The 20,267-nt window shown below is 61.0% G+C and carries 19 protein-coding genes and 1 pseudogene; 11 read left to right on the top strand and 9 right to left on the bottom strand.

Going from position 1 to position 20,267, the window contains the following annotated elements:
• Window positions 1-92: 92 nt before the first annotated feature.
• Window positions 93-1,700 (bottom strand): 5-guanidino-2-oxopentanoate decarboxylase, encoded by a 1,608-nt coding sequence (locus BHC62_RS27000; protein ID WP_070996870.1) that lies wholly within the window; start codon window positions 1,698-1,700, stop codon window positions 93-95.
• A 118-nt stretch (window positions 1,701-1,818) separates the two neighbouring features.
• On the bottom strand, window positions 1,819-2,703 hold the full coding sequence (locus BHC62_RS26995) for a LysR substrate-binding domain-containing protein (RefSeq protein ID WP_029300234.1): 885 nt from the start codon (window positions 2,701-2,703) through the stop codon (window positions 1,819-1,821).
• Between the two features lie 305 nt (window positions 2,704-3,008).
• Between BHC62_RS26995 and BHC62_RS26990 the strand changes: the two genes are divergently transcribed.
• The 8 genes from BHC62_RS26990 to BHC62_RS26955 all read left to right on the top strand — a co-directional run bounded on the left by BHC62_RS26990 (window position 3,009) and on the right by BHC62_RS26955 (window position 10,799).
• Entirely contained in the window at window positions 3,009-3,791 is a 783-nt protein-coding gene (locus BHC62_RS26990) for an ABC transporter ATP-binding protein (protein ID WP_038446245.1), read from the top strand.
• Window positions 3,792-3,838: 47 nt separating this feature from the next.
• Window positions 3,839-4,612, top strand: a complete 774-nt coding sequence (locus BHC62_RS26985) for a transporter substrate-binding domain-containing protein (protein ID WP_070996867.1) — start codon at window positions 3,839-3,841, stop codon at window positions 4,610-4,612.
• Window positions 4,613-4,630: 18 nt separating this feature from the next.
• A complete protein-coding gene (locus BHC62_RS26980; RefSeq protein WP_029300229.1) occupies window positions 4,631-5,344 on the top strand; it encodes an ABC transporter permease in 714 nt (237 codons plus the stop codon).
• Window positions 5,345-5,356: 12 nt separating this feature from the next.
• Entirely contained in the window at window positions 5,357-6,046 is a 690-nt protein-coding gene (locus BHC62_RS26975) for an ABC transporter permease (protein ID WP_029300227.1), read from the top strand.
• Window positions 6,047-6,067: 21 nt separating this feature from the next.
• Window positions 6,068-7,249, top strand: a complete 1,182-nt coding sequence (locus BHC62_RS26970) for a pyridoxal phosphate-dependent aminotransferase (RefSeq protein ID WP_029300225.1) — start codon at window positions 6,068-6,070, stop codon at window positions 7,247-7,249.
• An 87-nt stretch (window positions 7,250-7,336) separates the two neighbouring features.
• On the top strand, window positions 7,337-9,073 hold the full coding sequence (locus tag BHC62_RS26965; RefSeq protein ID WP_070996865.1) for an amidohydrolase: 1,737 nt from the start codon (window positions 7,337-7,339) through the stop codon (window positions 9,071-9,073).
• On the top strand, window positions 9,070-9,987 hold the full coding sequence (locus BHC62_RS26960; protein ID WP_070996863.1) for a GTP-binding protein: 918 nt from the start codon (window positions 9,070-9,072) through the stop codon (window positions 9,985-9,987). Before BHC62_RS26965 ends, BHC62_RS26960 begins: the two co-directional genes overlap by 4 nt.
• A gap of 107 nt (window positions 9,988-10,094) precedes the next feature.
• Window positions 10,095-10,799 (top strand): hypothetical protein, encoded by a 705-nt coding sequence (locus BHC62_RS26955; protein ID WP_070996862.1) that lies wholly within the window; start codon window positions 10,095-10,097, stop codon window positions 10,797-10,799.
• 201 nt (window positions 10,800-11,000) lie between these two features.
• Here the strand turns inward: BHC62_RS26955 and cyoE are convergent, their stop codons facing one another.
• The 5 genes from cyoE to cyoA are packed head-to-tail and all read right to left on the bottom strand — an operon-like array spanning window position 11,001 to window position 15,822.
• Complete coding sequence (cyoE, locus tag BHC62_RS26950) at window positions 11,001-11,888, bottom strand: heme o synthase (protein WP_070996860.1); 888 nt, start codon at window positions 11,886-11,888, stop codon at window positions 11,001-11,003.
• Window positions 11,889-11,899: 11 nt separating this feature from the next.
• A complete protein-coding gene (gene cyoD, locus BHC62_RS26945; RefSeq protein WP_029300215.1) occupies window positions 11,900-12,235 on the bottom strand; it encodes a cytochrome o ubiquinol oxidase subunit IV in 336 nt (111 codons plus the stop codon).
• On the bottom strand, window positions 12,235-12,858 hold the full coding sequence (gene cyoC / locus BHC62_RS26940) for a cytochrome o ubiquinol oxidase subunit III (RefSeq protein WP_029300213.1): 624 nt from the start codon (window positions 12,856-12,858) through the stop codon (window positions 12,235-12,237). Before cyoC ends, cyoD begins: the two co-directional genes overlap by 1 nt.
• Before the next feature lie 3 nt (window positions 12,859-12,861).
• Window positions 12,862-14,880: a cytochrome o ubiquinol oxidase subunit I gene (gene cyoB, locus BHC62_RS26935; RefSeq protein WP_029300211.1), complete on the bottom strand. Its 2,019-nt coding sequence runs from the start codon at window positions 14,878-14,880 to the stop codon at window positions 12,862-12,864.
• Window positions 14,881-14,883: 3 nt separating this feature from the next.
• On the bottom strand, window positions 14,884-15,822 hold the full coding sequence (gene cyoA / locus BHC62_RS26930; RefSeq protein ID WP_029300208.1) for a ubiquinol oxidase subunit II: 939 nt from the start codon (window positions 15,820-15,822) through the stop codon (window positions 14,884-14,886).
• A gap of 27 nt (window positions 15,823-15,849) precedes the next feature.
• Here cyoA and BHC62_RS29440 point away from each other — a divergent pair.
• Window positions 15,850-16,064: pseudogene (locus BHC62_RS29440) on the top strand (hypothetical protein).
• Window positions 16,065-16,162: 98 nt separating this feature from the next.
• Window positions 16,163-16,450 (top strand): hypothetical protein, encoded by a 288-nt coding sequence (locus BHC62_RS28515; RefSeq protein ID WP_139273553.1) that lies wholly within the window; start codon window positions 16,163-16,165, stop codon window positions 16,448-16,450.
• Between the two features lie 167 nt (window positions 16,451-16,617).
• Here BHC62_RS28515 and BHC62_RS26925 read toward each other — a convergent pair whose 3' ends face one another.
• A complete protein-coding gene (locus tag BHC62_RS26925; protein WP_029300206.1) occupies window positions 16,618-17,124 on the bottom strand; it encodes a disulfide bond formation protein B in 507 nt (168 codons plus the stop codon).
• A gap of 239 nt (window positions 17,125-17,363) precedes the next feature.
• The gene (hmpA, locus tag BHC62_RS26920; protein ID WP_029300203.1) at window positions 17,364-18,545 is read right to left on the bottom strand and encodes an NO-inducible flavohemoprotein; all 1,182 of its coding nucleotides are present in this window, start codon (window positions 18,543-18,545) and stop codon (window positions 17,364-17,366) included.
• Window positions 18,546-18,700: 155 nt separating this feature from the next.
• On the opposite strand from hmpA, the gene norR reads away from it, so the two are divergent.
• The gene (gene norR / locus BHC62_RS26915) at window positions 18,701-20,242 is read left to right on the top strand and encodes a nitric oxide reductase transcriptional regulator NorR (protein WP_070996858.1); all 1,542 of its coding nucleotides are present in this window, start codon (window positions 18,701-18,703) and stop codon (window positions 20,240-20,242) included.
• Window positions 20,243-20,267 lie beyond the last annotated feature (25 nt).

Raw genomic sequence — 20,267 nt, 5'->3', positions numbered from 1 at the left:
ATCAGGCGGACAACCGGGGCTTTGTAAGCCCCGGTTTGTTGTAGCGGATTTTCGAGGGTGGCCCGTTGATATGGATCAGGGCCGGGGGAGGTTCAAGCGTTTTGCAGGTATTGCGCAGCGTCGAGTTCGATCATCACCGGTTGGCGGCTGGTGGCCAGGGTTTGCAACAACGTGTGCAAGGCCTGTGGCGTGTCCGCCGTGTGGTGCTCGACATGGCAGCTGCGGGCCATCGCGGCAAAGTCCGGGGTCATGATATCCACGCCCAGCGGGGTGATTTCCCGGGCTTGCATATAGTCGCGAATCTCGCCGTAGCACTGGTTGTTCCACACCACCAGGATCACGCCGATACCTGCCTCCCGGGCTGCGATCAGTTCGTTGCTGGCAAACTGCAGGCCGCCATCGCCCACCAGCGCCACCACCGGTCGCTCGGGCTTGGCCAGCTTGGCACCGATAGCCGCCGGCAACCCGTAGCCGAGAGTGCCGTAGCCAGTGCCAGCATTGAACCAACTGTTGGCCGCCGGCGCCTGGTAACCCACTGCGCCCTGATACACCGGCTGGGTCGAATCGCCGACGATCAATGGGTCGACCAGGCTGTCGCGCAGCAGGTCCAGCAAGCCTTGCAGCCCCTGTTGCTTGGCATTCCATGTCTCGCGCTCCAGACGGTTGACCCGCTGCACGCTGTCCTGTGCCCAACGCCCGCTCGGGGCAGGTGGGCGGACCTCATCCAGCAGCACCTGCAACCCTTCGCGGGCATCGCCCACCAGCCCGACATGGGCGCGTTGCACGCCCATGACTTGCATCGGGTCGATATCCAGACGGATCAGTGGTGCCTTGAATTTCAGTGGGCCAAGGCCGAAGAAGTCGTAGTCGGTTTCCCCAAGCTCCGTGCCCACGGCGAGGATCACATCGGCTTCGTCAAACAGCGAGCGGCCATGTTTGGATGACTGCACGCCGTCCAGCAATAAGGGGTGGTTCATGGGCAGCAAGCCACGGGCATTAGTGGTCAGGGCCACCGGCGCTTGCAGGCGCTCGGCCAGTTGCTGCAACACCTCGGCGCAATCACGGGCACCGCCGCCGGCGAGAATCAGCGGCCGGCGCGCGTCGTTGAGCAAATTCAACGCCGCACGCAACGAGGCCGGCGCCGGGGCCGGTGCGCCTGGCAGGCTGCGGGGCATCAGGTTGAGGTCGATGGCCGGCATGTCCAGCACATCCAGGGGGATTTCCAGGTGCACAGGGCGCGGGCGCGCACATTTGAACACGGCGAAAGCGCGGGCCAGCAGCTCGGGCAATTGCTCAGGCGATTGCAACGTGTGGCTGAACGCACACACCCCCGAGACCATCGCGCGCTGATCCGGCAACTCGTGCAGATGCCCATGGCCCAGGCGCAGATGTTCGCGGCGGTTGGTGGTGGAAATCACCAGCATCGGCACCGAGTCGGCATAAGCCTGGCCCATGGCGGTCAGAATATTGGTCATGCCCGGGCCGGTAATGATGAAACAGACGCCCGGCTTGCCACTGGCGCGGGCGTAGCCGTCGGCCATAAAACCGGCACCCTGTTCATGGCGCGGGCTGACATGGCGCAGGCGGCTACCGTGCAGGCCGCGATAGAGCTCGACGGTATGCACGCCGGGGATACCGAACACGGTATCTACCCCATAACCTTCCAGCAGGCGAACCAGGGACTGGGCGCAGGTGGTCATTGCTCACTTCCTTCTTATTGTTCTTTGTCGATTGGCCAGACCTTAGGGTGCGACCCGAGGGCGGACAAGCAAAAAATTTACCGGCCATTGGCAAAAAAAATTCACGGATTGCCTGGCGTCAAAGCCCGCCGCCCAACTGCGACTTCACCCACTCGCCAAACGCCTGCACCACCGGTCGTTCGACTTTCTGGTGATCGGCCACCAGGTAATAGCCACGGTTGGACTCGATCTCGGTCTCGAACGGTCGCACCAGCAAGCCCCTGGCCAGGGCTTCACCGCTGATCAGGTTGTCGCCCATGGCGATACCCTGACTGGCGATGCACGCCGACTGCACAAAGTGCGCATCGGCAAACACGATGCCGCGCTGCACATCGACATTCGGCGCCCCGGCGGCGGCCAGCCAGACGCGCCAGTCGGAGTAGTCGATCATATGCAGCAAAGGTGCGCCGGCCAGGTGCTCCGGGTTCTTCAGGCCGCCCATGGTGTTGACCAGGCGCGGGCTGCACACCGGGAAGTAGCGCAGCGAAACGATCTTCTGCACATGCTGGTTGGGCCAGTCGCCCATGCCGTAGGCGATAAACAGGTCGGCGCCGTGGTCGCTGGTGTCGTCTGGGGTACGCGGTGAAATCAGGTGCAGTTCGACCTGTGGATAAAGGGCCTGGAAATCAGCGATATGCGTGCACAGCCAATAGGTGGCAAAGCCCGCCGGGCTGCTGATACACAGGCGCCCGCTGACCTGCTGGCCATCAAAGCGCTGGCCAGCCTCGAGGATATTGGCCAGCAGCCCATGGATATCCCGGGCATAACGCTCGCCTTGCCAGGTGATGCGGATATTGCGCCCGGTGCGCTCGGTCAGGGCAAAGCCCAGGGTTTGTTCCAGGCTCTTGATCTGGTGGCTGATGGCGCTGGGGGTGAGGTTCAGCTCGGTAGCGGCCTCGGACACACTGCCCAGCCGGGCCACCGCGTCCAGCGCCCGCAAGGCGGTCATGGAGGGGTAACGCATGGATGTTCACCTGCTCAAAGATACCCGCACCATAGCCGTAAACGGCCGTCAGACATAGCCACCGGCAAAGCGGACAGTTGAATTAAATTTCAAGATCGACGGAAAAATGCTCGATTGACCTCCAATGGCCAGTGGCTATTCTCGACCTTCAGCACGGCACGCCCAAACTTGCCGGCGTTGGTCGTCAACGATGACATGGGCAGGCTGGATAAACGTGGTGTTCTTGCGTTTTTCGCTGGCAAGCCAGCTCCCACAGGGGGCGGTGTCCAGGTTGATCAATTTACAAAAATAAAGAGGGAAAACCCTTGAACCCAGTCACCCCAGTGGTCGCCATTGATGCTCTGCACAAGAGCTACGCCGCGCACCATGTTCTCAAAGGCATTTCCCTGCGCGCCAACGAAGGCGATGTGGTGTCGCTGATCGGTTCCAGCGGTTCGGGCAAAAGCACCCTGCTGCGTTGCATCAACCTGCTGGAAATCCCTTGCAGCGGCAGCCTGCGTATCAACGGCGAAGAAGTGCGCCTGAAAAAGGACCGCGCTGGCAACCCGCTGATCGCCGACCCGGATCAAGTCGCTCGCCTGCGCACGCAACTGGGCATGGTGTTCCAGAGCTTCAACCTGTGGCCCCACCGCACCGTGCTGGAAAATGTCATCGAAGCCCCGGTATATGTGCTGGGTGAAGACCGCAAGGACGCCATCGCCCACGCCGAGCACCTGCTGGAAAAAGTCGGCCTGGCCAGCAAGCGCGATACCTTCCCCGCCTTCCTTTCCGGTGGCCAGCAACAACGCGTGGCCATCGCCCGCGCCTTGGCCATGCGCCCGCGCGTATTGCTGATGGATGAACCTACCTCGGCCCTCGACCCGGAGTTGGTCGGCGAAGTGCTGAAGGTGATCCAGGGCATCGCCGAAGAAGGCCGCACCATGATCCTCGTCACCCACGAAATGGCGTTTGCCCGCGACGTATCGAGCAAAGTCATGTTTTTGCACCAAGGGTTGGTTGAAGAAGAAGGCACGCCACAGCAAGTCTTCCAGAACCCCACCAGCGAGCGTTGCCGCCAGTTCGTCATGGCCCAGGACAATCGCGTTTGAACTGCCGCTTCCATCCTTCAAAACAATAACTTCGAAAGGGTCAAGCCATGCACAACACTCTGAAATCCCTCGCCGCCGGCTGCGTGCTCGCCGTGCTTTCCCACAGTGCCGTTGCCGCCGACAAAATTGTCTTTGGCATCGCCCTGGAACCGTACCCACCGTTCTCCGAAAAAGCCGGCAATGGCGCCTGGAGCGGTTTCGAACCGGACCTGATCAAGGCCCTGTGCGAACGCCTGCAAGCCCAATGCCCGCTCAAGGAAGTGTCCTGGGACGGCCTGATTCCGGCGCTGCAATCGAGCCAGATCGACGTGATCCTCAACTCCCTGAGCATCACCGAGGAACGCGAAAAGGTCATCGCCTTCACCGCCCCTTACTACCAGACCCCGGCCATGTGGGTCGCCGACAAGAGCCTGGAGCTGGTCACCACCCCCGAAGGCCTCAAGGGCAAGCTGATCGGCGTGCAGGGCTCGACGTCCAACGCCACGTATCTCAAGGCTTACTACGCCAAGGGTTCGACCCTGCGCTACTACAACACCCAGGACGACATGACCGCCGACCTGCAAAGCGGACGGATCGACGTCATGCTGGCCGACGCCCTGACCATCGAGCCGATGCTCAAGTCTGATGCTGGCAGCGGCCTGGCCGACAAGGGCCTGGCGCCCAAGGATCCATTGTTCGGTTCGGGCATCGGCGCCGCCGTGCGCAAGGGTGATGACAGCCTGCGCGAGCAGCTCAACACCGCGCTGGCGGCGCTGAAGGCTGACGGCACCTACGACAAAATTCGCAGCCGCTATTTCAGCGTCGATATTTCCGCGCAATAACGTCCAACGGAACGCGCCATGATTTCTTTGTCCGAACTCTCCCAGCTGTTCGTCGCCGACGGCTGGCTCAACGCCCTGCTCCAGGGGGCGGTGGTGACCTTGCAGATTTCCGCCGGGGCCTTTGTGCTGGGCCTGGGCATCGGCCTGCTGGTGGCCATGATCAAGCTCAAGGGCCCACGCTGGATGGTGCGCCTGGCCAACCTGTACACCACGCTGTACCGCGCGGTGCCGGAGTTGCTGCTGATTTTGCTGCTGTATTACGCCGGCACCGACCTGCTGAACATGGCGATGGCCGCCATGGGCCGCGACAGCGTGACGGTCAATGGCTTTATCGCCGCCGTGCTGGTGCTGGGCATTGTCCAGGGCGCCTATTCGGCGGAGATCATTCGTGGCGCGATCCAGGCCATTCCCGTCGGCCAATTGGAAGCAGCGCGGGCCTTTGGTATCGAGCGCTGGTTGCTGGTACGCCGGGTGTTGCTGCCCAGCATGCTGCCGTTTGCCATGGCCGGCCTGTCGAACCTGTGGCTGGTGCTGGTCAAGGACAGCGCGCTGATCAGCATCGTCGGCTACAGCGAGCTGCTCTCGGTGGGCAAGCAGGCGGCCGGTTCCACCAAACATTACCTGGTGTTCTACCTGGCGGTGGCAGCGGTGTATTTCATCATCACCCTGATTTCCAACGGCGCCTTCCGGGTGTTCGAGCGACGGATCAACCGCTGGATGCCGCAGCACTAAGGAGCGCAGTGGATGGATTTTTCATGGATCAACAGTTTTGGCAACGAGCTGCTGCATGGCCTGGGCATCACCCTGAAATTGCTGGCGTTGTCCGGGGTGTTCGGGTTCTTGCTGGCGGTGCTGGTGGCGTTGGGGCGCTTGTCGTCCAACCCGCTGATCAGTGCGCCGCTGCGCGCCTACACCGCGGTATTCCGGGGCACGCCGCTGCTGGTGCAGATCTACATCCTGTACTACGGCGTAGGCAGCGTGTTTGCCAGCTACCCGCTGATTCGCGGCAGCTTCCTCTGGCCGTACTTGCGTGAAGGTTTCTGGTACGTGGCCCTGGCGCTGATCCTGTGTGTCGGCGCCTATGTCGGCGAAGTGTTGCGCGGCGCCCTGCGTGCGGTGCCACGGGGCGAGTTGGAAGCGGCGCGGGCCTTTGGCATGAAGCGCCTGATGGTGCTGCGCCGGGTCTGGCTGCCGCGGGCGCTGGAGCTGGTGAAGCCGACATTGGTGGGCGAGACCGTGCTGCTGCTCAAGGCCACCGCGCTGGCTTCCACCGTGGCCGTCACCGACTTGCTCGGCGCCGCCAACCTGGTGCGTGCGCAGACGCTGCGGGTGTACGAACCCCTGCTGGCCGTGGCGGTGATCTACATTGTCCTGGCGTTCGTGATCGAACACGTCTTCTCGCGCTGGGGCAAAGTCCCGCAGCGCCAGGCTTGAATCAACTTTAGGAGAACAAGGATGCGTTATTCACCGTTTGTCGAGCGCATTAGTGGCGAGTCCGTCAGCGCCTGGGATATTCACTACGCGGCCGTCGAAGCCCGTGGCCGTGGCGAAGATGTGATTGTGTTGAGCGTGGGCGACCCGGACTTCGCCACCGCCAGCGCCATTTGCGAAACCGCCGTCGATGCCCTGCGCGCCGGCGACACTCACTACACCCACGTCCTCGGCCGGCCGGCCCTGCGCGAGGCGATTGCCGCCAAGCAAAGCCGCCTGCAAGGGATTGCCGTACACGCTGATAACGTGGCCCTGGTGGCCGGTGCGCAAAACGGCCTGTTCGCCACCTCGCTGTGCCTGTTCAGCCAGGGCGATGAAGTGCTGGTTCCAGAACCGATGTACCTGACTTATGAAGCGTGCATCCACGCTTCCGGTGCGCGCATCGCAACCATCGAGCAACCGGCGGCCAACGGTTTCCGCCTGACCCGCGCCGCCCTGGAAAAAGCCATTAGCGCCAAGACCCGGGGCATTGCCCTGGCCACGCCCTGCAACCCCACCGGCAACGTCTACAGCCGGGAAGAGCTGGAACTGGTGGCCGAAGTCGCCCGTGAGCATGACCTGTGGGTGATTTCCGATGAAGTCTACGGCCAGATCACTTACGACCAGCCGCACTTGAGCATCGCCTCGCTGCCGGGCATGGCTGAGCGCACCGTGGTGCTCAACAGCCTGTCGAAAACCCACGCCATGACCGGCTGGCGCGTGGGTTGGGTGGTAGCGCCGACTGCGTTGGTGGGCCACCTGGATAACCTGCTGCTGTGCATGCTCTATGGCTTGCCGGGGTTTATCCAGGAAGCGGCGATCAAAGCCCTGGAACTGGATGACGAAGTGGTCAGCGATGCGCGCACGGTGTATCGCCGCCGGCGTGACCTGGTGGTAGCGGGCCTCGGCGGCATTGCCGACCTCGATTGCCGCGTGCCCCAGGCCGGGATGTTCATGCTGGTGGACGTGCGCCGCACGGGGCTGTCGAGCATGGACTTTGCCTGGCAGCTGTTCCGCGCCACCGGCGTTTCGGTGCTCGATGCCCAGGCGTTTGGCGCCAGTGCCGAGGGCTTTGTGCGCATCTCCTTTACCGTCGCCGACGACACCCTCAAGGACGCCTGCCAGCGCATTGCCGGGTTCGTCGAGGGCCTGAGAGCCAACCGCTGATTATGTGAACACTGGGATTGATGTGGGAGCTGGCTTGCCTGTTCCCACATTTGATCTTTGCTCGTCTTGAATATTGAGGTTTCCCCCGTGACCGCTTCCGACCAATTCACTTCCACCCACTCCGTTGTCGGCGAGCACGCTGACCTGGTGCTGCACCATGGCCGTTTCTACACCCTCGACCCGAGCCAGCCGTGGGCCGACGCGGTGGCGATTCGCGGGGGACGTTTTATCGCGGTGGGCACGCTCGCCGAGCTGCAACACCTGATCGGCCCGCAGACCCGCCAGCACGATCTGCTGGGCGCATTCTGCATGCCCGGCCTGCACGACATGCACACTCACCCCGACCTCGCCCTGGCCCCGCGCTACAGCGATGACCTGGACGTGGGCATCGAAGACCCCACCCCCGAACAACTGGCGGCGGCGATCCACGCCTATGCCGACGCCCACCCCGGCGATGGCTGGATCTACGGCCAATACTGGGTGCGCTACACCTTCCGCGAAGCCGGGCTGACCCCAGGTCGCGAGTGGCTCGACAGCATCATGCCGGACCGCCCGGTGGCACTGCTGGACCGCATGTGGGGCACCATGATGGTCAACTCCTGCGCCTTGAAACTGGCCGGCATCGACCGCCACACCGCCGACCCGCGCAACGGCTATATGGAGCGCGACGAACTCAGCGGCGAGCCCAATGGCCTGATGATCGACGGTGCCTACGCGCTGATCCACGCGGCCATGCCGCCCACACCGGTGGCGGTGCTGCGCCGGGCCTATCGCGACGGCGTGCACTTCCAGAGCTCACGCGGCGTTACCGCGACCAAGTACGTGCACGTCTGCGAGCGGCGCCTGGACGCCCTCAAGGAACTGGACGACGCCGGTGAGTTGAGCGTGCGCGTGGAAGCGGCGATCAGTTGGCAGGACGATATTTTCCCGGTGCGCCGGCGCTGGGAACTGCTCGGTGGCGAGCGTCACTACTACCGCAGCGCGCGGCTCAATGCCAACGCGGTGAAGTTCCACTTCGACGGCACCGTGGAGCCCAAGTCTTCGTACCTGATGACACCCTGGGCCGCCGACTCCACCTGGCGCGGCAAGCTCAACCTGACCCCGGAACACATCACCGACATGGTGGTGGACATGGACCGTCGCGGCCTGCGGGTGATCGCCCACTGCACTGGCGACGGCGCCTCCGATGTATTCCTCGATGCGGTGGCCGAGGCGCGGCGGGTCAATGGCGACAGCGGCATCCGTCACCAGTGCGCCCACAGCACCCTGCTGCATCCGGGCAACCTCAAGCGCTTCAAGGCGCTGAACGTGATCGCCGAGTTCTCCCCGGCGGCCTGGTACCCGACGCCGTTTGCCAGTGGCGCCCGCTCCGGTTATGGCGCCGAACGCCTCAAGCGCATCTACGACTTCAAAGGTGTGCTGGCCGAAGGTGGCCTGGCGGTGATGGGCACTGACTGGCCGGTGGCCTCGATTGACCCGTGGCTGGCCCTGGAAACCATGGTCACCCGGCAGAACCCGTGGAACCAGGAACCGGACTGCTTCGGCGAGCCGATCACCCTGGAACAGGCGCTGCAAGTGGCGACCCTCAACGGCGCCCACGCCATGGGCCTGGAGCATTCCACCGGCAGCCTGGAAGTGGGCAAGTGCGCCGACCTGATCGTGATCGACCGCGACCTGTTCGCCCAGCCGGCGCGCAACTACATCCACCAGACCCAGGTGCTGCTGACCTTTGTCGATGGCCGTCCGGTCTACGACCGTCTCAACGCGTTTGAAGGCACAGCCTTGCAAGCTGTGTGGCAGGGCCTGCCGCCGGTGATCGAATGAATAACGACAGCATTGCCGTCACGGTGGTCTCGGGCTTTCTCGGCGCCGGCAAGACCACCCTGCTCAACCGCATCGCACAGCAGCCGCAACATGGCCGGATGGCGGTGATCGTGAATGACTTTGGCGAGCTGAATATCGATGCGGCGATCATCGCCGAAGTCACCGATGCGGTGTTCAGCCTGCAGAACGGCTGCATCTGCTGCACCGTGCAAGAGGACCTGCTGGCGCAACTGGTGAGCCTGAGCCAACTGCGCCCACGCCTGGATCGCATCGTGATCGAGTGCAGTGGCGTGTCCGACCCGCAGCGCATTGTGCAGACCCTGGGTTATCCACAGCTCAAGGCGCACTTGCATCTGGATACGGTGATCACCCTGGTGGATGCCAGCGGTTATGCCGCCCTGGAAGGTGAGTTCGCCCGTTTGTCCCGCGCTCAGGTGGCCTGTGCCGACCTGGTGCTGCTGAACAAGGCCGATCTGGTCAGCGCCGCCGAACTGCAAAGCCTGCGCGCAACTATCGGTGCGCGCACACGGGTGATCAGCACCGTGCAGGCGCAGATCCCCGACGCCCTGCTGCTGGGCGAACGCAGCCCGCGCAACGGCTTTACTCCCGTGCCGGCGCCGCACCATGAACTGTTTGAAAGCTGGACCTGGCAAGGCACCCAGGCCCTGCCGGCCAAGGCCCTGCGCGACTGGCTGGGGCAACTGCCCAAGGACGTGTTCCGCCTTAAAGGCCTGGTGCATTTGCAGGGCAACGACCAGCCCTTCTGGCTGCAACATGTGGGCAACCGCAGCCAGTTCACCCTGGCCAGCGGCGAGCATGCGCGAAATTCGGCACAACTGGTGTTTATCGCGCGGCGCGGCAGTGACCTGCGGGAGCGGTTGGAGGCGCAATTGCAGGAGATACAGGGCCTGTAGACGCGGATGACGATGAAGGCAGAGTGCCGCCTTGACCTTGCTACCCTGGCCCTTGAAAATGCCCGACGCTTTTTCGTCTCCCCGCTTACAGAAGTAGTGAAATTTCAATGTCTGATTCCCGTACCGAAGAATCCGTAGTCACCTTGCAATCCAAAGCTGAATACGAAAACGCCATCAATCTTTCACAGCATGTGCCAGCGGCCAAGAACATCAGTGAAATGGTGCTGGACGCGTTCCATACCTCCAAGGAAAGCGACCAGATCCGCGAGTTGCGCGTGGCCATCCGCCAGGCCCACGACGCCTTTGACGATGACAAGGCCTACGACCTGATGGGCCAGCTCAAGCAGCTCAAGGACGCCGAAGCCGCCGACAACGCCGCCCTCGAAGACCTGAGCAGCAAGTTCTCGATCAGCCGCATCCTTTCCAGCTTCAAGGACGACCCAGAGTTCCAGGAACTGGTCTACGGCCTGGCGCTGAAGGTGCTGAACCAGACCCACCAGGCCATCAGCAACCCAAGCGCCGGCAAAGGCAAGGCCGCCCGGGTGAAGAAGGAAGTGGAAGTGTTTGTGATCAGCAAGGATGGCATCAGCGTCACCCTGCCATTGCGCACACCGCGCTCCAAGCTCAATGTCGACCGCGAGGCGCTGGAATTCCTCGGTTTCAGCTTTGTGGGTGAAGGCGACGAGGCCGAGCTTGAGAGCGAGACCTTTGTGGATAACTCCGGTGCCGAACAGCCTTTGACGCGCAAGAGCATCGTCACCGCGCTGCAGCAGCAGACGGCGTTTGACGGTTACAGCATCGCCCAGCAATAAGCCCTACCCCCCAAAAAATGTGGGAGCGGGCTTGCCCGCGATAGCGTTGGGTCAGCCAACACATGTATCGACTGATTCATTGCTATCGCGGGCAAGTCGAATCGTCGCACCGCCGCTCCCACAGGGTTCTGCGGTATTTTCAGAGCTCAATAAAAAGCCCCGCTCTTCTCTCGAAGGCGGGGCTTTTCATTGCATCCCAACTCAGTGGGCGTAAGTCAGCAGCAACTCTTTCGGCACCTGGAAATCCAGGGACATCATCACGCTCAAGGCGGTGATGGTGAAGATCGAGAAGACGAACAACTTGCGCGCCCAGACGGTGTCATCCACCGCCTTGTAGCCGGTCCAGGCCATGTACAACCAGTACATGCCCATGGCCGCGGCGACGGCGAGGTAGCTCATGCCGGCGTAGCCACTGAAGGTCAACATCAAGGTCGCCACGAGGAAGGCCAGGATGTAGAGCAGGATGTGTTTCTTCGCCACCTGGATGCCGCGCTTGACCGGCAATACCGGAATCGAAGCCGCCAGGTAGTCGTTGAAACGGAAGATCGCAATGGCGTAGGAGTGCGGCATCTGCCACAGGCTGAACATCACCAGTAGCACCAGCGCGGCCATGTCGAAGCTATTGGTCACAGCCACGTAACCAATCACCGGCGGCATCGCCCCCGACAGACTGCCCACCAGCGTGCCGTGAACCGACTTGCGCTTGAGGTACAGGCTGTAGAGGCCGACGTAGATGACAAAACCGATCACGGCAAACAACGCCGCCAGCGGATTGGCCACCGTGTACAGCAACGCCACGCCGACAACACCGAGGACGGTCGCAAAGATCAGTGCCAGTTTCAGGGAGATAAGGCCCTGGACCAGCACGCGATTCTTGGTGCGCTCCATCTTGATATCGATGTCACGGTCGATGCAGTTGTTGAACACGCAACCGGAGGCCACAACAAGGGAAGTGCCGATCATTGCCGCCAGGAAGATGGCCAGATCGACATGCCCCTTGGAGGCCAGGAAGAAACCGCCTGCCACAGAAAGCACGTTACCGAAAATGATCCCCGGTTTGGTGATTTGGATAAAGTGCTTAAGCGACATCGGGTCTTACCTCACTTCGCCATCATGTAGGTGTGGATGCTGAACATGATCCACAACGACAGGCCAACCAGCAGCAGGATCACAATGGCCGTGAACACAAACGCAATCACGTTGTTGCGCTGGGCCTGGGAGCGATCCAGGTGCAGGAAGTAATACAGGTGGACAACCACCTGGATCACCGCGAACAACAGCACGATAGCCAATGTGGTGGCCTTCGGCAGGGTCGGGTACATCACTAGGCCGAACGGGATGATCGTCAGGATCACCGACAGGATGAAGCCGATAGCGTAAGACTTTACGCTGCCGTGGCTCGCATCATGGCTGTCATGGGAGTGTGCATTAGCCATTACAGAGTCCCCATCAAGTAGACAACGGTGAAGACGCAGATCCAGACCACGTCCAGGAAGTGCCAGAACAGGCTCAGGCAGCTCAGGCGCGTCTTGTTGGTCGACGTCAGGCCATGCTTGTTGACCTGGTACATCATGATCGCCATCCAGATCAGACCAGCGGTTACGTGCAGACCGTGGGTACCGACCAGGGTGAAGAACGCCGACAGGAAGCCGGAACGGCTAGGGCCGTAGCCTTCGGAGATCAGCAGGTGGAACTCGTTGATCTCCATGGCGATAAAGCCAAGGCCGAGCAGGAAGGTCAGGCCCAGCCACTTGAGCACGCCTGCCTTGTTGCCACGGAAGAACGCCAGCATGGCGAAGCCGTAGGTGATCGAACTGAACAGCAGCAAGGCGGTTTCGCCCAGTACGTAGTTCAGTTCGAAGATGTCGTGGCCCGACGGGCCACCCGCTACGTTGTTTACCAGTACCGCGTATACCGCGAAGATCGATGCAAACAGGATGCAGTCGGTCATCAGGTAGAGCCAGAAACCGTATACGGTCATCTCGCCCGCGTCGTGGTGGTCATCGTGCCCATGGTCATCGACATGGGCGTGTCCAGCATTGGTCACTAAGTTCGACATGGTTTAAGCCTGTTCCAACGAGGTTTCAACACGGTTGGCCGGAATCTTCTTCTCGGCTACCAGGCGAGCGTGCTGCTCGGCTTCGATGCGCTCGATCACGTCGACCGGCACCATGTAGCCTTGATCATCACGAGCCGCGTGGATCACGAAATAGATCACGGTGCCAGCCAGGCTTGCGATAGCCAGCCACCAGATGTGCCAGATCATCGCGAAACCGAATACCGTCAACAGCGCGCCCATCACCACACCAGTGGCGGTGTTGTTCGGCATGTGGATCGGCGAGTAGCGCACAGGACGCTGGTACGCCGTACCGTTTTCCTTGGCTTCGGTGAATGGGTCGATGGTCTCGGCCTTAGGCAGCACGGCGAAGTTGTAGAACGGTGGTGGCGACGAGGTCGACCATTCCAGGGTGTGTGCATTCCATGGATCGCCGGAGTCGCAGGCGTTTTGCTTGCGGTCACGGATACTCACGTACAGCTGGATCAACTGGCAGGCGATGCCGACAGCGATCATCACCGCACCGAACATGGCGACGTACAGGTACGGCACCCACTCAGGGTTGGTAGTGGCGTTCAGACGACGGGTCATGCCCATGAAGCCCAGTGCATAGAGCGGCATGAACGCGACGAAGAAGCCGGTGATCCAGAACCAGAATGCAGCCTTGCCCCAGCCTTCGTGCAGCTTGAAGCCGAACGCTTTCGGGAAGTAGAAGCTGAAACCAGCGATGTAGCCGAATACCGCGCCGCCGATGATCACGTTGTGGAAGTGAGCGATCACGAACAGGCTGTTGTGCAGTACGAAGTCAGCACCCGGGATGGCCAGCAGTACGCCAGTCATGCCGCCGATGGCGAAGGTCACCATGAAGCCCAGGGTCCACAGAACCTGGCTGGTGAAGCGCAGGCGGCCGTGGTAGATGGTGAACAGCCAGTTGAATAGCTTCACCCCCGTCGGGATCGAAATCAGCATCGTCGCCAGGCCGAAGAAGGCGTTGACGCTGGCCCCCGAACCCATGGTGAAGAAGTGGTGCAGCCAAACCATGAAACCCAGCACCGAGATCGCGCCGGAGGCGTAGACCATCGAGTGGTGACCAAACAGGCGCTTGCCGGTAAAGGTCGAGATCACTTCGGAGAAGATACCGAACGCTGGCAGGATCAGGATGTACACCTCAGGGTGACCCCATGCCCAGAACAGGTTCACGTACATCATTGGATTGCCACCAAGTTCATTGGTGAAAATGTGGAAATCCATGTAACGGTCAAGCGTCAGCAGTGCCAGGGTAGCGGTCAGGATCGGGAACGAAGCCACGATCAGGACGTTGGCCCAGGTGCAGGTCCAGGTGAAGATCGGCATGTCCATCAGTTTCATGCCTGGGGTACGCATTTTCAGCACGGTGGCCAGGAAGTTGACCCCCGTTAGCGTCGTACCCAACCCGGATAACTGTAGCGCCCAGATGTAGTAATCCATCCCCACGCCCGGACTGTATTGCAGCCCCGACAACGGCGGATAGGCAACCCAACCGGTCTTGGCGAATTCGCCGACGCCCAGGGACAGGTTGATCAGCACGACGCCGGAAACCAGCAGCCAGAAGCTCAGGGAGTTGAGGAACGGGAACGCAACGTCACGCGCACCGATCTGCAGCGGCACTGCCAGGTTCATCAGGCCGGTGAAGAAAGGCATCGCCATGAAGATGATCATGATCACACCGTGGGCGGTGAAGATCTGGTCATAGTGTTCAGGCGGCAGGTAGCCAGGCGAACCTTCGGTGGCCATGGCCAACTGGGTCCGCATCATGATGGCGTCGGCAAAACCGCGCAGCAGCATGACCATGGCGACGATGATGTACATCACGCCGATTTTCTTGTGGTCGACCGACGTCAGCCACTCAGTCCACAGGTAGGTCCACTTCTTGAAGTAGGTGATTGCCGCAAACAGCGCCAGACCACCCAGCGCGATCATGGCGATGGTCACCATCACGATCGGCTCGTGGAATGGGACCGCTTCCCAACTTAATTTACCAAACATCGTTTACTCCTCTGCCCCGGCAGCTGAATGCGAATTTGCGTCCGTCCCTTCCACAGCAGCCACTTCTTTCTTCTCGTGCTTGACCGGCTTGCCTGGCTTCATCCCTTCATACTTATCGATGATTTTCTGAAACAGGTCCGGCGTGTACGAGGAGTACAGCTCTACAGGGTTGTTCTGGCTTGGCTTGGCAAGGGCTTCGTATTCAGCTTTTTCAAGCTGTTTTGGTGAGCTCTTGGCTTCTTGTACCCAGGCGTTGAAGTCTTCCTGAGTGGTGGCGATTGCTTTGAATTTCATGCCGGTAAAGCCCGCGCCACTGTAGTTGGCGGAGATACCGTCGAGCTCGGCGTTCTGGTTGGCAATCAGGTGCAGCTTGGTCTGCATGCCCGCCATCGCGTAGATCTGGCCACCCAGGCCCGGGATGAAGAACGAGTTCATCACCGCATCCGAGGTCACTTTGAAGTTGATCGGGGTGTTGGCCGGGAACACGATCTTGTTGACGGTGGCGATCCCTTGCTCGGGATAGATGAACAGCCACTTCCAGTCCAGCGCGACCACTTCGATAGTGATTGGCGGCACGTCGGATTCCAGCGGACGGTAAGGGTCCAGCTCGTGGGTCGACTTATAGGTGATGTAACCCAGGGCGATGATGATGAGTACAGGTACCAGCCACACCGCGATCTCGATCTTGGTGGAGTGCGACCACTTCGGCGCGTAGGTGGCCTTGGTGTTGGACGCGCGGTATTTCCAGGCGAACGCGAAGGTCATCACGATCACCGGCACCACGACCAACAACATCAGCAGCGTAGCGGTGATGATCAGGTTACGTTGCTCCACGCCGACCTGACCCACAGGGTCGAGCAGCGTCCAGTTGCAGCCTCCCAGCAATAACATGCCGAAAAGCGGCACTATGCCTAGTAATCGGGTGTACCTGTTTTTACTCATCTCACGACCTCTAAAGCAGCTTGCGCAATGCAGTTGGGTTTTGATCGCCAACACTTCACCCTGCCAAGGGTTGGCATTTCTCTTCGATTGAATAAGGGCCTGCCCGGCGCTTCATGCGCTGATCGACACGTCCAGGTCTGGCGGTGAATTCTTATTCGATTTCGTTGGTCAAAGGCCTTGTTACAGACCAATTCCATTTGGTGCGGATAGTTGAAAGGCTGCCGGCACCTGGGGTCGCATGAAGCAATGTTTTCGCCTCTCGACCGCCCTATTTGCTCAGGGTTGAGCAGCACCGGACACTCAGTGCGGGCGATTGTAGTTAGCTAGCGATGTATAAACCATGACTTATAAAGAAATAATTTTTATCGATTCCAGCAATAATCCTGCGCCATTGTTGCAAAGGTTCGGGATCGTATCGCGTTTGATTCTCAACAAAAACCACAAAAAATGCCGTGTTATTGCCCATTGTGTCGCACCCAAGGGGTCCTTCCCGGGTCGCCAAACCCCAGGCAAGCCCTCTAAAAACAAGGCATTCGTAGATCACCGCAAGTTCTGCAACGCACGCCGTTCGCGGCTCGGCTCCAAGCAGAAAGTGACAGGTAAAAGCAACTGCCCGAGGGTGGATTAACCGGCAAACCCAGGGGTAGGAAACCTCCTGCGGCACCTCCACTGTGACAACGTGTCGCACTTCGCGCACCGCCAATCTTGTCCAGCGTCACGGTCCGTTCACAAAATGCCCACACACAAAAACGCCCCGGCCTGCATCAGCAGGACCGGGGCGTTTTGTAGGACGATTTAAGCGCTGTGCTTGCGATTGCGGTAAATGCCCAGCGGCACCAGGATCACCGTCAACACGAACGCCACCAGCGCCCACTGGGCCAGGGACAAGCCCAGTACCGGCGGATACGGCGTGCTGCAGAAACCATCGACCTGGAAGCCCAGGGGGAAGATCTTCGCCAGGGGCAGGTCATCGACAATCGGCTGCAGTACATCGACACCGCAACTGATGGCCGGATAGAACTGGGTATACACATGGTGCCCGGCGGCAGCGACACCGCCCAGGGCGCTGAGCACCACCAGTACTTCAAAGATCGTGACACTGCGCTGGGTACGCATTGCCGCGCCAATAAAGGAAAAGAGCGCAATCAGCAGCAAGGCATAGCGCTGCAGGATGCACAGTGGGCATGGCGCTTCACCCAGCACTATCTGCATATAAAGCGCGCCACCGATCAGCGCCAGGCAGATGATCCCCAGCAACACCAAAAAGCGCCGCTCACGCCCCAACCGCATTTCGTCAATCATCCCCGTTTCCCTTTGCCTAATGATGGGTGTGCCAATGGCCGCAAGTTTACACACAGGAAGTGAAAATTTAGCAGTAGGCGTCGGCATCTTAGGCGCAGGCGGGTTAACGACACATTAATGTGGGGGCTTTCGGACGCCATCGCAGGCAAGCCAGCTTCCACAATTTGATCTGTGAATACATTCAAATGTGGGAGCTGGCTTGCCTGCGATGAAGCCAACGCGGTTTAAAGAGCGGCCGCTTATTCCAGCGCCGCCGCCGGCCCGAAGAACTCATACCGGCTCTGCTTTTCAGGCACACCCAGGGCCTTGAGGTGACGCTTGATTGCACTCATAAACCCTTTGGGCCCAAGGAAGTAGGCATCCACATCACGCTCCTCAGGCAACCACGCCGCCAGTTGCTCCTGGGTCAACATCCCCAGCTTGTCCGCCGCCGGGCTGATGCCGTCGTCTTCGGCGTAGCAGTAGAAACGCTGCAGTTGCGGGTGACGCGCGGCCAGGGCATCGACCCAGTCGCGAAACGCATGCACGCCACCATTGCGCGCGCAGTGGATGAAGTGCACCGGGCGCTCGGTCGCCAACGCCGCTTCCAGCATCGGCAGGGTTGGCGTGATGCCCACACCGCCGCTGATCAGCACCAGGGGTTTGTCGCTGTCCACCAGCGTGAACTCCCCCGATGGCGGGAACAGGTCGATGCTCGCCCCCACGTGCATCTGGTCATGCAGGTAATTGGACACGCGCCCGCCCGCTTCGCGCTTGACGCTGATGCGGTATAGGCCCGCGTCGGTACGCGCCGACAATGAATAGTTGCGGCGCACTTCTTCGCCGTCGAGGATCAGCTTCAGGCCGATGTACTGGCCGGGCTCGGCGGCGAGGATCGGGCCGTTGTCCACCGGGGCAAAGTACAAGGAGATGATTTCACTGCTCTCCTCCACGCGCTTGACCAGCAAAAACGGGCGCGCCCCGCGCCAGCCGCCAACGGCCTGGGCTTTTTCGTCGTAGATGGCACTCTCTGCGCCGATCAGGATATCGGCCAGTTGCCCGTAGGCTGCGCCCCATGCACTCATCACTTCAGGGGTGGCGATTTCATCACCCAGCACCTCGGAAATCGCCCGCAGCAGGCAGTTGCCGACAATCGGGTAATGCTCCGGCAGGATTTGCAGGGCCACATGCTTGTTGATGATCTTGGCCACGAGGTCGCCCAACTGATCCAACTGGTCGATGTGCCGGGCGTACATCAGCACACCGTTGGCCAAGGCGCGAGGCTGGTCGCCGCTGGCCTGGTGGGCCTGGTTGAACAGCGGGCGCACTTCGGGGTACTCGGACAACATCATGCGGTAGAAGTGGGTGATCAGGGCTTCACCACCGCTTTCGAGCAGCGGCACAGTAGATTTGACGATGGCACGGTCTTGAACGCTAAGCATGGGGAGACTCCTGAGCCTTTGGGCTTCTGAATGATTACCTTGGGATACTCAGTATTCGTGCCAACAAATAATCCTTTAATTATCAAGGGTTTAAATTAACAGTAGTCAATATGACTTCCCACAACTTATAGTCATTAGGACTACAAGGAGTCATTATGACTGCACACTCCCTGCTCACCACCCTGCTGCCACTGGTTGCCGACCTTTCCCGCGAACTGCCGGAAGGCGAGCGCTACCGACGCCTGCTGCAAGCCATGCGCACCCTGCTGCCCTGCGATGCCGCCGCACTGCTGCACCTGGACGGCGAATGGCTGGTGCCCCTGGCGGTGGACGGCTTGAGCCCTGACACCCTGGGGCGACGCTTCAAGATCAGCGAACATCCGCGCTTTGCCGTGCTGCTGAGCAGCCCCGGCCCAACCCGCTTTGATAGCGACAGCGAATTGCCCGACCCCTACGACGGCCTGGTCGATGGCCTGCACGGGCATTTGGAAGTCCACGACTGCATGGGCTGCCCGCTGTTTGTCGACGACCATCCCTGGGGCCTGCTGACCCTGGATGCCCTCGACACCGAACGCTTCGAACGTGTGGAACTGGACGCCTTGCAGGCGTTTGCCAGCCTCGCCGCCGCCACGGTCAATGTCGCCGAACGCATGGAACACCTGGCCCTGCGCGCCGAGGACGAACACCAGCGTGCAGAAATCTATCGCCAGGCCAGCGGCCAGCAGCACAAGGAAATGATCGGCCAGAGCAAGACCCACAAACGCCTGGTGGAAGAAATCAAGCTGGTGGGCGGCAGTGACTTGACCGTGTTGATCACCGGCGAGACCGGGGTCGGCAAGGAGCTGGTGGCCCAGGCCATTCACGCAGCCTCGCCCCGTTCAGAGAAACCGCTGATCAGCCTCAACTGCGCAGCACTGCCAGAGACCCTGGTGGAAAGTGAGCTGTTTGGCCACGTTCGCGGCGCGTTCACCGGGGCGCTGAACGAACGGCGGGGCAAGTTCGAGCTGGCCAATGGCGGCACCTTGTTCCTTGATGAAGTGGGTGAGTTGTCGCTGGCGGTCCAGGCCAAGCTGTTGCGGGTGTTGCAAAGCGGGCAGTTGCAGCGACTGGGTTCGGATAAGGAGCATCAAGTGGACGTGCGCCTGATCGCCGCCACCAACCGTGACTTGGCCGAAGAAGTGCGCAACGGCCGTTACCGCGCCGACTTCTATCACCGCTTGAGCGTGTACCCGCTGCAAGTTCCGGCCTTGCGTGAACGCGGGCGTGACGTGTTGCTGCTGGCCGGTTTCTTCCTGGAACAGAACCGCTCGCGCATGGGCCTGGGCAGCCTGCGCCTGACCAGCGATGCCCAGGCGGCGTTGCTGGCTTATGGCTGGCCCGGGAACGTGCGAGAGCTGGAACACTTGATTGGCCGCAGCGCGCTGAAAGCCTTGGGCAACCACCGGGAGCGGCCGAAGATCCTCAGCCTCAGCGCCAAGGACCTGGACTTGCCGAGTGAAGCGGCGCCACTGATTGAGGAACAGGCCGAGCTAGCCGTGGTGACCGGTGACTTGCGCCAGGCCACCGAGCACTACCAAAGGCAAGTCATCAGCGCCTGCCTGGAACGCCATCAGCACAACTGGGCCAGCGCCGCCCGCGAACTGGGGCTGGACCGCGCCAACCTGGGGCGCATGGCCAAGCGCCTGGGCCTGAAGTAACACCGATCAAACTGTGGGAGCTGGC

The organism is Pseudomonas sp. 06C 126 (assembly GCF_001855215.1).
Classification (GTDB): domain Bacteria; phylum Pseudomonadota; class Gammaproteobacteria; order Pseudomonadales; family Pseudomonadaceae; genus Aquipseudomonas; species Aquipseudomonas proteolytica.
The sequence above is the reverse complement of the archived record's forward strand: the minus strand, read 5'-3'. Positions and strand labels throughout refer to the sequence as shown.

Bases quoted from the DNA above. Each gene is read 5' to 3' on its own strand.
- BHC62_RS27000 (WP_070996870.1), bottom strand. From the start codon at position 1,700: ATGACCACCTGCGCCCAGTCCCTGGTTCGCCTGCTGGAAGGTTATGGG.
- BHC62_RS26995 (WP_029300234.1), bottom strand. From the start codon at position 2,703: ATGCGTTACCCCTCCATGACCGCCTTGCGGGCGCTGGACGCGGTGGCC.
- BHC62_RS26985 (WP_070996867.1), top strand. From the start codon at position 3,839: ATGCACAACACTCTGAAATCCCTCGCCGCCGGCTGCGTGCTCGCCGTG.
- BHC62_RS26980 (WP_029300229.1), top strand. From the start codon at position 4,631: ATGATTTCTTTGTCCGAACTCTCCCAGCTGTTCGTCGCCGACGGCTGG.
- BHC62_RS26975 (WP_029300227.1), top strand. From the start codon at position 5,357: ATGGATTTTTCATGGATCAACAGTTTTGGCAACGAGCTGCTGCATGGC.
- BHC62_RS26970 (WP_029300225.1), top strand. From the start codon at position 6,068: ATGCGTTATTCACCGTTTGTCGAGCGCATTAGTGGCGAGTCCGTCAGC.
- BHC62_RS26960 (WP_070996863.1), top strand. From the start codon at position 9,070: ATGAATAACGACAGCATTGCCGTCACGGTGGTCTCGGGCTTTCTCGGC.
- BHC62_RS26955 (WP_070996862.1), top strand. From the start codon at position 10,095: ATGTCTGATTCCCGTACCGAAGAATCCGTAGTCACCTTGCAATCCAAA.
- cyoE (WP_070996860.1), bottom strand. From the start codon at position 11,888: ATGTCGCTTAAGCACTTTATCCAAATCACCAAACCGGGGATCATTTTC.
- cyoD (WP_029300215.1), bottom strand. From the start codon at position 12,235: ATGGCTAATGCACACTCCCATGACAGCCATGATGCGAGCCACGGCAGC.
- cyoC (WP_029300213.1), bottom strand. From the start codon at position 12,858: ATGTCGAACTTAGTGACCAATGCTGGACACGCCCATGTCGATGACCAT.
- cyoB (WP_029300211.1), bottom strand. From the start codon at position 14,880: ATGTTTGGTAAATTAAGTTGGGAAGCGGTCCCATTCCACGAGCCGATC.
- cyoA (WP_029300208.1), bottom strand. From the start codon at position 15,822: ATGAGTAAAAACAGGTACACCCGATTACTAGGCATAGTGCCGCTTTTC.
- BHC62_RS28515 (WP_139273553.1), top strand. From the start codon at position 16,163: ATGACTTATAAAGAAATAATTTTTATCGATTCCAGCAATAATCCTGCG.
- BHC62_RS26925 (WP_029300206.1), bottom strand. From the start codon at position 17,124: ATGATTGACGAAATGCGGTTGGGGCGTGAGCGGCGCTTTTTGGTGTTG.
- hmpA (WP_029300203.1), bottom strand. From the start codon at position 18,545: ATGCTTAGCGTTCAAGACCGTGCCATCGTCAAATCTACTGTGCCGCTG.
- norR (WP_070996858.1), top strand. From the start codon at position 18,701: ATGACTGCACACTCCCTGCTCACCACCCTGCTGCCACTGGTTGCCGAC.